The organism is Rhizobium sp. N324 (assembly GCF_001664485.1).
Taxonomy (GTDB): Bacteria; Pseudomonadota; Alphaproteobacteria; order Rhizobiales; family Rhizobiaceae; genus Rhizobium.
Genome location: NZ_CP013633.1, coordinates 359,160 through 372,489, shown reverse-complemented (window position 1 = coordinate 372,489; position 13,330 = coordinate 359,160). Strand labels below are relative to the sequence as shown.

The window sequence follows — 13,330 nt, the reverse complement described above, 5'->3', positions numbered from 1 at the left end:
CGATGCTATCGAGACATCCCATACTTTTGCGATCTGACCTGTTTCACGGCCTGGACAAAGCAAGGATAGAAGAACTGGCCGACACGGCTCAGTTCCAGAGCTTCGCACCGGACGAGCGGATCATCGCCGAGGGCCAGCAGGCGTCGTTCGTCTATTGCGTGATGCGCGGCTTCGTGCGACTTTCGAAGTCGGAATCCGCGGGGCGCCAGGCAGATATCTGCATCTGCGAACCGGGCGAGACGTTCGGTGAATATCTCCTGTCGGGAGGCGGCTCCTACACCTACAGCGCATGGTCCGCCGACGGCGCAGAGGTCGCGTTGTTCGACCTTGTGGAGTTGCGGGCGCTTGCCGACCGGGACCCCGTCATGCGTCGCAACGTCATGCGCATCATGGCCCGGCATCTGCTCGGTGCCATGGATTGCATAGCGGGAGACCGGCTGCACACGGCTGCACAGCGTGTTGCGAATTACCTCGTCAGCCGCTGCCCGGCCTCAGCATCGCAGGCCACCTTTCGCCTGCCTTACCGGAAGAGAATTCTGGCCGGCAAACTCGGGGTTGCGCCCGAAGCCCTTTCGCGGGCTTTCGCTGCCCTCGGTCCTGCAGGGGTCGAAGTCAGAGGCAGGGTCGTCGTGGTCGACAGCGTCGATCTGCTGCGGAAGGCGTGCTGACCTCGGGGCAGGGCGATAACCGCGCCGGAATTCGACAACCGTCAATATGGCGATCGCTTGCTCCGTTATGGCCAGGCGCAAAAATGCTCTAGGACGGATTGTTTTTGTCATCTCGACTGTCTTCATCGCTTGCTTCAGGCCTTGTCCGCATCAACGGTGGCGCTGACGACACATGCGGATACCGTCGGACTGGCGGGCTTATAGGGAAGTGCAGACGAACGGGCGCAACGAGCACCAACATGCGACGGAGAGCGTCTGGCGCTATTCTTCGAGGAGCAGGGCCGTCGCGAGGTAACCCATGCTGATGGTGCTTGCGAAGAGGTAGATGAACAGGCCCTGCGCGAGATAATCCTCAAGCGTGCCTGCCGCGGCAAATCCATTTTGCCGAACGAAGAAGCCCACGGCGGATCCAATTGCGAACCCCGTCGCCAACCGCGTGAGCATGAACCTGATCATGCGAGGCATGGCACCACCTCAGACTTAATCATTACAAATGGCCGGGCAACGGGAATGATGGCTGGCCAATTGAGTTTTGTCAACGACTGGCGCAAGCCGTCATCCAAGCAGCGGCGGGAGCCGGAGACTACAGCAGTGCGTCTTCTGTCTTTCGCAGCCGGCGTTATCACGCCTGCGAATGCGTCGAGGCTGAGTGAGTTGCGAGTTGCAAGGACGATGCGCGCTAAGGACCTAGCGCGGCGGCGGCTTCTATGGTCGCGCGGTTTGCCAGACGTGTCGGGATGCGGGAATAAAGAACGGCACCGGCCACGCCCACGACCGCATAGCGCACGAACATCAGCTTGATGGCGATCTGTCGACCAAGCCCGACGAACGCCCTCGCATCAGGCAGGGCGTCGGCTAAGGCGCCGATGAGGCTGTGGCGCGCGAACGTCCTCGTCCCATCGGAATCGCCAAAGTGCGAGCTTGCTATGCCAATGATGCGGGTCGAGCGCGCGGTGCCGTTTCCATTCACCGAAGGCGCCCAATACCTACCCTTCACAACAATGATTCGGCAAGCCTTTGGACGCGCGAGACGCTAGGAGAAGATGCGCCCCGACCTTGTCTCGTCGGGTGCTGCGCCCACGTCGCGATCCAGTGAACACCTCTCCTCAATCCTGCGAGGGCGCCGAGAATTTGTTCAGCGGAGTGCCGGTCCATCAAGCCAGCTCATGCTCGGACGATTCATCAGTCAAGATCAAGCGAGTCGGATTTTTCAAGTCGAACTCAATAACACGTGGCACGAAGAGACGGGCATAGCGCGTAAAGGCGCTGGTCGGCGGAAAGCGAATTACCGTATCGCATCGGGCGAGAAGGTACATCTCTGTAAGAGCAGAGATACCACCTTCCACTCCCAGCGATGCACTGTGTAATGGCCCGGCCTGGGCCGCCTGGAAGCATTTCGGGATAGTGATTAGATCGGGAAACACATCGAGCAAATGGTCCCGTACCTGCGCGCTGTCCGTACACAAGAAAACCATCACAGGGCGTCGATGCGGTAGCGCTTTGGCCTTCTCGATGGCAGTGAACACCTGGCGTAAGGCCAACTCCGGATCGGCCCAGTAGGGCGTGTGGTCCATTATATCTTCGCCATTGCCATGCCGTACGTGCACACCGATGATACTGCGCCCCTTGAAGTGCTCCTGATAGATGGCGTGAATACGAGCCCGAATTTCAGGTCTAAGCTTGAGGCTCTGAAATATCTGGCGTTCGGCAGCTTGGTCGCACCGCCACATTAAACAGGCATCACAGACTACCGTGTTGGCATCAGTATCGTCCTGGGCTTGAAGAAGCTCGGTCAGTTCGTCACGTTCCCGGAAAATTTGCTCATCGGGGCGGTAAACGCTCTCGATTGAGGGCTTGTTCCACCATGATGGGAAGAACGGTCCCGGAAATGAGAACTGGTTGATCTGGTCATCGCAAATAACCCGTACGCCAGCAATATCTTGAATCGGCTCGAAGAACACCGTAAAAGCGTTCGTAAAGGGTTGATTGAGATAGCAGGAGCCACGCCAATCGATGGCCAGCGTCCGCCCCGTTCGCTGTGCATAGCGCCAAGCTGCCGCCAGCGACCAGAGACAATCACCGAAACCAGTCCGCCGTCGAGAAACAACATACCGATCCCTCTTCAGGTCGCCAGCGAGCATGTTCGTTGCCTTGTTCTGGAAAAGCGCATCGGCTTAAATTCTGCTGAAATTTTGCATATCAATTCCCGGACCTGCATCAGCGCTCGTGATTCTCGCCAATTTTATGCATGACCCTTCGTCGCACAGATTTACCATTTTACGCCAGACTGGAAGTTGCGGCGCCATACGCCTTTTCAGTCCGGGCATTGAAGCCGCCGCATAGCCCTCCGTCATCGTTCAGTCGTTTATCTCGCACCCGATCCAACCCATCGGCATCGCACTTGGCTCGGAGCGAGAGGCCGGAGCTTACGTTGCGGTACGGCTCATGTTGGCGCGCTTCGCCGATTGATCGAGGGTGGCGCCGATCTAGCCAATTCCCGTCCTTTCCCGCTACCTGATCTCTATTTCATGCGTCTTCTGGAGCATCCTGGGGAATCCGTAAAATCGATTGTTTGGATAATCTCCATCCGCTTGATGGATAAGTGTGGCCACCATTGCGTCACAGCTGCCACCGTGGCGATGCTGGCGAGTCTCACAACTGCTGCTCGCTGGACAAGCAGTCGATGATCGTGCCGCGGCCCAGGTTGTTGATTCAGACGAGCTCGGTTACCTCCACTTGGAGGCCCATCGCGCCCGTTTGTTTTCCAAATGTGTCCCGCGCTACGACAACAGCTCGATCCATAGTCGGGTGGTCGTCACAGCATTGTTGGACCGCCTGCTTTCACCTCTCGACGGTGGTCACCATCCGGGCGACAGTTATCGGCTTAGCCAAAAGCGACGCTCCGACCGTCTGCGGAAGATTGGGGCCAGTGCTCGGATCTAACGAAACGCAAACCGATGGGGTCCGTTCTTCGATTCGGCAAGTGGGACTAGTTCCTCGAGTCGTTTGACAGCCATAGCCGACCAATTCTATCCGGCGCTTTCAGGCTTCCGGATGGTTTCAATCTGCTCCGGAGCTTTACCCAGAGTAGGTTAGAAAGCCGCCAATGCCGAGCCATGATAAGTTCGTCAAGGGAGCGACGACGGAAATCCGGCGTCAGCCACGACAACAGGGCTCGGTCCGTTAGCAGGAACTGTGGAGCTCGAATTTTATCTATGGCGTGGATGGGTATCATCCAAACAATCGATTTTACGAATTGAATGGCATGATCCATTAGACGAGCATCTTGACGGAAATCAAGTCGTCGATGGCGCGCCAGTGGTGTAGAGGGGTCAAATGTGTGGCTTTGGAATGTAATGCTAGCATAAGCGTTCGATCAGCCCATTGTCTTTGCCGATTTGCCAAAACGTTCGATCTTGCGATCAAAGTGACGATTGGTCGCGAACCCCGACCTGTCGACGATTGCAAGATGATGCGGTCGGAGTTGCGATTCCTTTTTCGCAACGGTTCCCAACGCACGTTAAATCGCATGCCATGTCGAGGGAATTTACATTCGCACTCGGTACAGTCCGCAACGAGCCGCGGTATTGACAGATTCAAACGAGGCGGTCTGGTGACCGCTATTTTGGGAAACGGCGTACGCTACACGCTGCCACACGCGCGTTTCGACCTGCGTCCACGCGCGGCGTCATCATCCTACCTTGGGCGCCCGGTCTCCGAATGGCCACCAGGATAATTTACCGGAAAGGACGAGAGCAATGACGCACCTCGATTGCTCGTGCGAAGTGCACGGTGAGCGCGATGACGGCACTGGTCGTCACAGCGTTTATTTGACGTTCGACGACGGTCCGCATCCATTTTGTACACCGGAGATTCTCGATATTCTGGCTGAACACCGGGTGCCGGCAACATTCTTCGTCATCGGCGAGTTCCTGGCCGATCAATCGAAATTGATCCAGCGAATGATTGCAGAGGGGCATGAAGTCGCCAACCACACAATGACGCATCCAGACCTGTCTGACTGCGAACCCGACGAGGTGCAACGTCAGATACTCGAGACAAACAGAGCCATAAAAATGGCGTCGCCTCAGGCGGTGGTGCGGCACATCCGAGCTCCTTACGGCATCTGGACCGAAGAAGTGCTCAAGGCTTCGGCGAATGCGGAACTCACTGCCGTGCACTGGTCGGTAGATCCGCGAGACTGGTCTCTTCCCGGGGCCGACGCCATTGTTAATGATGTGCTGCAGTCTGTCCGGCCGGGGTCAATCGTGCTCTTGCACGACGGTTGTCCCTCCAGTGAAATGCAGCAAGGAGCTGACCACAGTCTGCGCCACCAGACTATCATGGCGTTATCTAGCATAATTCCAGCTTTGCATGATCGCGGCTTTGTATTTCGCTCGCTTCCTCGGGAGTTCTGAAGATCCGATGGATATGCTTGACACAACCAGCACTGTCGCCGTCTCGCTTTATGCACTTCTATCGACTGCATATAAAAGCATGCAGGCCGTTTATTCTCTGCCGACCGATGTTTCATTGGCGTCCCACGGCTTGGGCGGCTTTGACGAGCTGCCCAGCGTAGATGTCATCGTGCCAAGCTTCAACGAGGATCCCCGCACGCTTTCGGAGTGCCTAGCTTCTATTGCGGGTCAGGAATACGGGGGAAGGCTGCAGGTGTACCTAGTTGATGACGGTTCCGAAAATCGCGAGGCTTTGCAACTTGTGCACGAGGCCTTCGCACGAGACCCCAGATTCAATATTCTCGTGCTTCCCCAGAATGTCGGCAAACGGAAGGCACAGATCGCTGCGATACGCCGCTCTGCTGGAGATATGGTGTTAAACGTCGACTCCGACACAATCCTCGCATCTGATGTCATCAGGAAGCTCGTGCCTAAAATGCAAGATGCGGCTGTCGGCGCGGCCATGGGACAGTTGACGGCCCGCAACCGAAACGACAGTTGGCTGACCCGTTTGATCGACATGGAGTACTGGCTGGCTTGCAACGAGGAGCGTGCGGCACAAGCTCGCTTCGGTGCCGTTATGTGCTGCTGCGGTCCATGTGTTATGTACCGTCGCTCTGCCCTCGCTTCGCTGCTTGACCAGTACGAGTCACAGTATTTTCGGGGAAAGCCAAGCGATTTCGGTGAGGATCGGCATCTCACCATTCTCATGCTGAAGGCAGGCTTTCGAACGGAGTACGTGCCGAGCGCCATCGCAGCGACAGTCGTTCCGAACAAGCTAGGACCGTATCTGCGCCAACAACTACGCTGGGCGCGGAGCACGTTCCGGGACACGTTGCTTGGGCTGCGCCTGCTGCCCAACCTCAATCGCTTCCTTACGCTCGACGTCGTCGGACAGAACCTCGGACCGCTGCTTCTGGCACTATCAGTGCTGACGGGACTCGCACAGCTTGCATTGACGGGCACCGCGCCTTGGTTGGCAGCCCTGATGATTGTGGCCATGACGATGATCCGCTGCAGCGTTGTAGCGCTTCGGGCCCGCCAACTACGGTTCCTCGGGTTCTCTTTGCATACATTCATCAATATTTTTCTGCTACTGCCCTTGAAAGCCTACGCGCTGTGCACGCTGAGCAATAGCGACTGGCTGTCGCGCAGCTCTGCTGGCAACTCGAATCAACATCCGACGACTGATGCACGCACTACAGAATGTTCTGGACATGCGACAGCGCCTCGAAGGCTCAAGCCCGCCCGCCATCCTGCCAGGCGAGCGACGTCTGACTGCATGTGCAGCGACGAGTAAGATCTATTTACCGAGGTGAACGAGTTGACACAGAGCGACAATTATCAATTGCTGAATCGGGAACTGGCTGCACCCGATCCATGGGGACTCGACGCCAATCCATTCGAGCGTGAGCGTCACACGCAAATGCTCCGCTTGGCGCTTGCCCAGGGATCCATCTCAAGTGCGCTCGAAGTGGGATGCGCTGCCGGCGCATTTACGGTGCAGCTAGCCCCCCACTGCAAACGGCTCACCGTGATCGATGTTGTGCCTCAGGCTATAGAAAGATCGCGTCGACGCATAAGGGATTCTCCGCACATCAGCTGGATAGTCTCTGATGTTCAACAGTTTTCACCTGACGAGAGGTTTGATCTGATCGTTGTGGCGGAAGTGCTCTACTACATCGGAGGAATAGCCGAGATGAGAGGGGCTGTTCGGAATTTAGTGCGGATGCTTGCGCCAGATGGATATCTGGTTTTCGGATCGGCGCGCGACGCCAACTGTCGTCGCTGGGGCCACGTTGCTGGTGCTGAGACGATCCTCGGCATGCTGAACGAAACTTTGCTCGAGGTAGAGCGGCTTGAGTGTCGGGGTGAGTCGGTCAACGAAGATTGCTTGCTCGCCTGTTTCCGAAATCCGTTTTCTGCCTCCTAACGGCTCAACCCTCGACGTTCAGACATGGAGACACTATGCGCATCTGTGGTATCAAATTGACCCATGACGGAGCGGACGCGCTTGTCGAGGATGGGTGGCTCGCCTTCTGCGTCGAGCAGGAGAAGCGGGGCAGCAACCCGCGATATGAAACTGTCGACAATCTCGACGCGATTGGCGCCGCTTTGGCGCAACACGGTCCGGATCCACGCGTTCTTGATCAAATCATCATCGACGGCTGGGGTGCAATGCTGAAAGTTCTCTCGAATCCGTCGAGGGCTCCGGTCTCGTTCCAATGACAGGGCATTTCCCTGCAAGAACTATCCTCGTGACAGGTGCCGCGCGGCCACCGCAGCCCGTGGCTCGGCCTCGTGGCGCCGATCTGCCTGGAGGACCCGTGCGCCTTATATAGTCAGCCCTCGAACTCCGGATTGCGAAATGTTGTTTAAGCATCAGACGCGGATGAGATGCCAGGACAGAATTCCGGCTGTTGTCCATCTCGATGAATCTGCACGATTGCAGACCATCCCAGGCACTCTCTCCGTGAAGTCGCCGAGCTACTCTTCGAATGTAACAAGCTCAGGGACATTCGGCTGCTCTGCAACACGAGTGCCAATTACCACGGACGAGGCGTTTTCCCGGATGCTGCTGCGGCCCTTTAATGGAGACGCAATGAACACATACGGTGCGATGGACCAAGAAGAACACAACCAACCGAAGAAATGCCAGTCAACGGCGCCCGACGGTCAGATGAGCGCATGTTCATGTCCGCAATAGATTTTTCCGATGTAAGCAAGACATATGGCGACAAGGCCGTGGTCAACGCGCTATCGTTCCGCGTTTCTCCGGGGCAATGCTTCGGGCTGCTTGGACCGAACGGCGCGGGCAAGAGCACGATCGCACGCATGATCCTTGGCATGACAGCCCCTGATGCGGGGAAGATTACTGTGCTCGGCGTGCCGGTGCCTGCCCAGGCTCGCTTGGCGCGAAAGGGTATCGGTGTGGTGCCGCAATTCGACAACCTTGAGCCTGAATTCACTGTGCGCGAGAATCTGCTGGTCTACGGCCGCTACTTCGGCATGAATACACGCAAAGTCGAGGCGGTCATGCCGTCGCTCCTTGAGTTTGCACGCCTAGAGAGCAAGGTGAATGCGCGTGTGTCTGAACTTTCAGGCGGCATGAAGCGGCGCCTGACGCTAGCGCGTGCGTTGATCAATGACCCGCAACTACTTGTCATGGACGAGCCGACCACCGGTCTCGACCCGCACGCGCGCCACCTGATCTGGGAGCGCCTGCGTTCCCTCCTTACGCGCGGCAAAACGATCATCTTGACCACCCATTTCATGGAAGAGGCCGAACGGCTATGCGATCGACTCTGCGTACTCGAAAGAGGTCGCAGCATTGCCGAAGGGCGTCCGCATGACCTGATCGATGAACTGATCGGGTGCGAAGTCATTGAGATCTACGGCGGCGATCCGCATGAATTGGAATCGCTGGTCGGGCCATATGCCGATCGCGTCGAAATTAGCGGCGAGACCCTTTTTTGCTATGTGTCCGACCCGGAGCAGGTGCGTGTGCGGTTGCGGGAGCGCGCGGGCTTGCGCATTCTGCAGCGTCCGCCGAATCTTGAGGATGTGTTTTTGCGGTTGACCGGGCGCGAGATGGAGAAGTGAACGATGGGTGAAGGTTGTGCCGCGGCTCTGCCCGCCAACGCTTTTAACTGGATTGCGATATGGCGACGCAACTATCTGGCATGGAAGAAAGTAGCACTTGCGTCAATTGTTGGAAGTCTGGCCGATCCTATGATCTACCTTTTTGGCCTCGGCCTTGGCCTCGGAATTATTGTGGGTCGCGTTGACGGCACAACTTACGTTGCGTTCTTGGCGGGCGGCATGGTGGCGACAAGCGCGATGACCTCTGCGACGTTCGAGACGATTTACGCGGCCTTTACGCGAATGCACGCCCAACGCACCTGGGAAGCCATGCTCTACACGCAAATGACACTTGGGGACATCATCCTGGGTGAGTTGGCATGGGCAGCGAGCAAGGCATTTCTTGCCGGTACGGGAATCATAATCGTCGCCACCGTGCTAGGCTATGCGACGTGGCCATCAGTCGTCTATGTGCTGCCAATTATCATGCTCACTGGATTTGCATTCGCGAGCCTTGCGATGGTAGTCACGGCGCTTGCGCCCAGTTACGAGTATTTCATTTTTTACCAGACGCTCGTCCTCACACCAATGCTGTTCTTGTGCGGCGCGGTATTTCCAATCACGCAACTGCCCCAGACTTTTCAGCAGGTAGCGCAGTTCTTGCCTCTAGCGCATGCGATCGACCTCATACGCCCGGCAATGCTTGGGCGCCCCGCGAGCAGCATGGGCCTGCATATAGGCGCGCTTTGCATCTACGCGCTTTTGCCGTTCTTCCTGTCGGCAGCGCTGTTGCGTCGGCGCCTGATGTCTTGACGCCACTCGCCACCACGCCAGGAGGGGTATTGCGATGCAGTGTCTTGAAAGGACCCGCAGAGCTCTGAAGATAATCATCATAGTCCGGGAACAAACGAACCCATGTCGGCGCCGGCGAGACGATGCAGGTTTTTCGCTCTGCAACTGGCCGAACTCGGAAGCAAACACCCTTCAGGAAGATCCGGCGTGTATCAGGAGAAAAGCAAATGAAGGTCATCTCAATCGCTACGGCGCTCTTTGCTCTGGCGTGTCCCGCGAACGCGTTCGAAAACAAAGCGGTCGCGGCTACGCTTATCTTAAGGACCGATCGTACGATTGCCGGTCAGCCCATCATCGTTCCACGGAAATACGTCGAGGTCATCGCTTCGATTTATGAGATTGCGCCCGGTGCGACGTTGCCAATTCATCAGCATCGCTATCAGCGCTATGGCTATGTGCTTTCGGGGGAGATCACGGTCACCAATACAGAATCTGGGAAAGAAAGCATTTTCACGGCAGGGGATTTTATCGTCGAGTCCTGGGGCATATGGCATAAAGGGGCGAACAACGGCACCGAGCCGGTAAAGCTGCTCGTGATCGATCAGGTGGAAAAGGGCAGTGAGAATGTTCTGCCGCAAAAATAAAGACGTTGAGGTGTTACCGGAGGGCAATCTGGCGCCACGGCTCGGATGTGGTGAACCCGTCCCATATTAGGGTTGGTTTGCCGCTCCTTGCCAATGTCGATTGGAGCTGCGTGAACCTTCGACTTGCGTCGTCGACAAACTGTCGAGGAGGTTGTTTCATCGGTCGGTTGAACGGCGGGCGTAAGAGAGCATCTGTCCAGTTCCTCCATACTTGGTCGTCAGTCAGCGCGGCTGTTGGGCCAGCGGCGACAGGATGATCGATCATCCGTGAGACTGTAGCGGCGGCGTTTCAAAGAGGCTCCTCATTCCGACGCCATGAATCACGCCGAACGACAAAACCACGAAAGAATGCTAGGAAATCCTGAGACGTCTCATTACCTCATGGGGCGAAGGCATGCGGGATGCTTCCTGGCATAGCACGTCCCGCATCCAGAGGCTTGCCTGATCACTATTGTGAAGCGCGGGCCATTGGAGGGCCTGTGTGAACGCGGGCAAAGGTAGCGGAAGGTCAGCGATCCGCAGGGGTATTGTCTTTTCGAGCTGCTTGACCAGGCGTAAGGGCATTGTCGCTATGCGCTCGGTCCCTGAAAGCATGAACGGAACCATGCTGAAGCCCTGCACGACTACTTCGACATGTCTCTTAAGCCCGTGCCCAAGCAAACACCATTCCTCGATGGAAGCAGCGTTCCCAAACTTCACCACAACGTGTCCCATCGACATATACCTCTCGAGTGTAAGTTGCTCCGAGAGTAGCTTGTTCGAGCGGCAGCCCACGCACACGAGGGTCTCCTCGAATAACGCCACCTTAGGATGTGCGCGCGACATGAGCAATTCCGGAAAGATGAGAAAATCGGCGTCACCGCGCCTCAAGTAATCATCGTAGTTATCGGCGATCGGCAGCAACTCGAAGCTGACGGCGGGCGCTTCTCGGGCGACACGCGTCACGACCTTTTCAAAAAAAACGAGTGCGGCGTAATCGGAAAGAATGACTCTGAAGCAGCGATCCGATTGAGCAGGGCAAAACGGATCCCAGGATATGATCGAAACCTGGATGTGAAGCAGAGCCTCGCGGACCGAAGGCGCGAGCCGCTCCGCACGCGGGGTTGGAACGAGTTCGCGACCGACCATGGTAAAAAGGTCGTCATTGAAATAGGTGCGTAACCTGCCGACGGCCGCGCTCATGGCCGGTTGGCTCAAGTTGATGCTGCGCGCTGCCGCCGTGAGATTACGCTCGGTCATCAAGGCGTCGAGTGCGACGAGGAGATTCAGATCAAGGCCCTTGAACCGCATGTCTTCATCCATAGCGAGGTGGCGAGATAAAAGGTGAAAAGGCTTGGTCTCGCAGTGCGGCGCCACGAGAGATCAGCAAGCAAAGGGTCGCCTAAAATTGAGAAAGTATCGATGTTCCAGCCGCCGTGGCTTTGATGGTCTTACTGCTACCTTCAACCGACACGATTCAGTGGTGCCTGTTCATTCTGGCGAGTAGCAGTGTTTTCCGCGGATAAAGGTTTCGGTCTGCGACGTCGATCACTTCGGCGCCTTCAATATGTACTTCGGGGGGTAAGACGCACTCGTAGCACTCACCTTCTTCGGCAGGAGTATCTTGGCAATTGAAGTCTTGAGTGTGCTCCGCTGAATTGGCTTTGTCAGCACCATTCAGGTTTGCGCGGGGGTCACTTGCCGCCGGGCCGCAATCTTGGTTACGATCATCTGCTGCAAGTGACGGCCCGGCCCGCAATGTCAATGCGAGCAACGCTGCAACGATGACGTAGTAACCAATAACCTTCATGAGACGTTTCCTTTCTTCGGCTAAGGCCAGGCGATACCAGGTAGGATTGATGCCATTCCCGCCGCCAGTGCTTCGGGGCTACAGGCGTTGTTGGATTGGTTGAGAGCCTTTCAACGGATCATACCCGGTGGAGTGGAGACGGCCGTCTATGGAGCATCCGCGAAAATTGGTGAAATCTATTGTTTAAATGCGAGTCATCCATTTGATGCATGTAGACGACGTCTTGCCTGCCCGAACCAACAAGTGTCGCCAAACCCACTGTTTTCAGGGGCGCCTTTTCACCCAGTCCTTCTATCCTCAGTGGGCTTGCGCATGTCGTTGCCGCCATCCCCTTCATCCGGGATAGCAAAGGGCGCCGCGTGCGGGAGGGACACCCCTGCGTCTCCCGTCAGGCTACGACATTTTGTTCGATCGGCTGCCTTGTATGGAGAAAGACCGGATTCCTGACGTTTCAGTGTCATCGTTTTGCAATGAGATAGAGGTAATGGCCGCAAGCCGGCTGGGTCGACCACGTTTGGCTTCCATCGCGGAACGTCGCCATTAGCTTTCGACGTTCATTTCGAATGATCGTAGCGTGATGAACAAGTCGGTCCACCGCGGCAAGCGTCATGGCCGGGTCCGGAAAGACGCGGTTCCATTCTCCAAAGGGCTGATTGGCGGTGATGATGATGGAGCGCCGCTCATATCTTGGGAGATGAGTTCGAAGAGCACGCGGGTTTCGGCCTGGTCCTAGTGACGTAGGCCAGGTCGTCGAGGATAAGCAGATCGAACTTGTCGAGCTTTGCGACGGCGGATTCGATCTGGAGTTCACGCCGTGCGACCTGCAGTTTCTGGACGAGGTCGGTCGTGCGAGTGAACAGCACCCGCAACCGTTCTCGATCAGCGCGAGGTCGAGGGCCGCGGCGGGATGGCTCTTTCCGCCGCCCGGCGAACCGAACATGAGGATATTGGCACCTTTCGCGACCCAGCTGTCGCCAGCGGCAATGGCCATGACCTGGGCCTTGGAGACCATAGGGACTGCATTAAAATCAAAGCTGTCGAGCGTCTTTTCCGGTGGCAGGTTTCGCCTGGGCAAAATACGCCGACGCTTTGCGCAGAATCTCGTTGGCCTGACGAAGCTCGCGGCTCTCCCGCTCAAGAGCCTTCATAATCTCGGCGACATCGTTCGGCCGGCCTGCTCGCTTACCGCTATCGACCTCGGTCTTCTTCACCCATTCGTGCAGCGTGCGTGGCCGGCGAGCAGCCGATCTTGGCCGCGATAGATGAAACGGCAGCCCACCGCGCGGGGTGCTCGGCTTCGTGATCCAGCACCATGCGGATGGCACGCTCACGGACTTCAGGCGAGAATTTGTTCGTTGTCTTGCTCATATCGGCTCCAATCTCTCATGAGTTGAAGCC

Annotated in this window: 13 protein-coding genes and 2 pseudogenes; 8 read left to right on the top strand and 7 right to left on the bottom strand. The window is 56.9% G+C overall.

Annotated elements, in window-relative coordinates:
- Positions 1–2 precede the first annotated feature (2 nt).
- On the top strand, positions 3–668 hold the full coding sequence (locus AMK05_RS27250) for a Crp/Fnr family transcriptional regulator (protein WP_008536475.1): 666 nt from the start codon (positions 3–5) through the stop codon (positions 666–668).
- A gap of 261 nt (positions 669–929) precedes the next feature.
- On the opposite strand, the gene AMK05_RS27245 is transcribed toward AMK05_RS27250, so the two are convergent.
- The 3 genes from AMK05_RS27245 to AMK05_RS27235 all read right to left on the bottom strand — a co-directional run bounded on the left by AMK05_RS27245 (position 930) and on the right by AMK05_RS27235 (position 2,809).
- The gene (locus tag AMK05_RS27245; protein WP_008536476.1) at positions 930–1,133 is read right to left on the bottom strand and encodes a hypothetical protein; all 204 of its coding nucleotides are present in this window, start codon (positions 1,131–1,133) and stop codon (positions 930–932) included.
- A gap of 214 nt (positions 1,134–1,347) precedes the next feature.
- The gene (locus AMK05_RS27240) at positions 1,348–1,638 is read right to left on the bottom strand and encodes a hypothetical protein (RefSeq protein ID WP_237352249.1); all 291 of its coding nucleotides are present in this window, start codon (positions 1,636–1,638) and stop codon (positions 1,348–1,350) included.
- Between the two features lie 184 nt (positions 1,639–1,822).
- Positions 1,823–2,809 carry a nodulation protein NodZ gene (locus AMK05_RS27235; RefSeq protein WP_064842756.1) on the bottom strand — a complete coding sequence of 329 codons (987 nt, stop codon included), beginning with the start codon at positions 2,807–2,809 and terminating at the stop codon, positions 1,823–1,825.
- A gap of 1,617 nt (positions 2,810–4,426) precedes the next feature.
- Between AMK05_RS27235 and nodB the strand changes: the two genes are divergently transcribed.
- The 7 genes from nodB to AMK05_RS27200 all read left to right on the top strand — a co-directional run bounded on the left by nodB (position 4,427) and on the right by AMK05_RS27200 (position 10,143).
- On the top strand, positions 4,427–5,086 hold the full coding sequence (gene nodB, locus AMK05_RS27230) for a chitooligosaccharide deacetylase NodB (RefSeq protein ID WP_011053465.1): 660 nt from the start codon (positions 4,427–4,429) through the stop codon (positions 5,084–5,086).
- A gap of 7 nt (positions 5,087–5,093) precedes the next feature.
- The gene (gene nodC / locus AMK05_RS27225) at positions 5,094–6,425 is read left to right on the top strand and encodes a chitooligosaccharide synthase NodC (protein ID WP_064842753.1); all 1,332 of its coding nucleotides are present in this window, start codon (positions 5,094–5,096) and stop codon (positions 6,423–6,425) included.
- 15 nt (positions 6,426–6,440) lie between these two features.
- The gene (gene nodS / locus AMK05_RS27220) at positions 6,441–7,058 is read left to right on the top strand and encodes a nodulation methyltransferase NodS (protein ID WP_064842751.1); all 618 of its coding nucleotides are present in this window, start codon (positions 6,441–6,443) and stop codon (positions 7,056–7,058) included.
- Positions 7,059–7,093: 35 nt separating this feature from the next.
- Positions 7,094–7,354, top strand: coding sequence for a carbamoyltransferase N-terminal domain-containing protein (locus tag AMK05_RS27215; protein WP_016737486.1), 261 nt, complete (start codon positions 7,094–7,096; stop codon positions 7,352–7,354).
- A gap of 423 nt (positions 7,355–7,777) precedes the next feature.
- Complete coding sequence (gene nodI / locus AMK05_RS27210) at positions 7,778–8,728, top strand: nodulation factor ABC transporter ATP-binding protein NodI (RefSeq protein ID WP_074063728.1); 951 nt, start codon at positions 7,778–7,780, stop codon at positions 8,726–8,728.
- A 3-nt stretch (positions 8,729–8,731) separates the two neighbouring features.
- On the top strand, positions 8,732–9,520 hold the full coding sequence (locus AMK05_RS27205) for an ABC transporter permease (protein WP_064842748.1): 789 nt from the start codon (positions 8,732–8,734) through the stop codon (positions 9,518–9,520).
- 206 nt (positions 9,521–9,726) lie between these two features.
- Complete coding sequence (locus tag AMK05_RS27200; RefSeq protein ID WP_064842746.1) at positions 9,727–10,143, top strand: cupin domain-containing protein; 417 nt, start codon at positions 9,727–9,729, stop codon at positions 10,141–10,143.
- Between the two features lie 351 nt (positions 10,144–10,494).
- Here AMK05_RS27200 and nodD1 read toward each other — a convergent pair whose 3' ends face one another.
- The 4 genes and pseudogenes from nodD1 to AMK05_RS33995 all read right to left on the bottom strand — a co-directional run.
- Positions 10,495–11,433, bottom strand: a complete 939-nt coding sequence (gene nodD1 / locus AMK05_RS27195; RefSeq protein WP_029532439.1) for a transcriptional regulator NodD1 — start codon at positions 11,431–11,433, stop codon at positions 10,495–10,497.
- Between the two features lie 166 nt (positions 11,434–11,599).
- Positions 11,600–11,932 carry a hypothetical protein gene (locus tag AMK05_RS27190; RefSeq protein WP_064842744.1) on the bottom strand — a complete coding sequence of 111 codons (333 nt, stop codon included), beginning with the start codon at positions 11,930–11,932 and terminating at the stop codon, positions 11,600–11,602.
- A gap of 393 nt (positions 11,933–12,325) precedes the next feature.
- A pseudogene (gene istB / locus AMK05_RS27185) lies at positions 12,326–13,019 on the bottom strand (IS21-like element helper ATPase IstB); the annotation flags it as partial.
- A pseudogene (locus AMK05_RS33995) lies at positions 13,006–13,300 on the bottom strand (transposase); the annotation flags it as partial. The pseudogenes istB and AMK05_RS33995, both read right to left, overlap by 14 nt.
- Between the last annotated feature and the right edge of the window lie 30 nt (positions 13,301–13,330).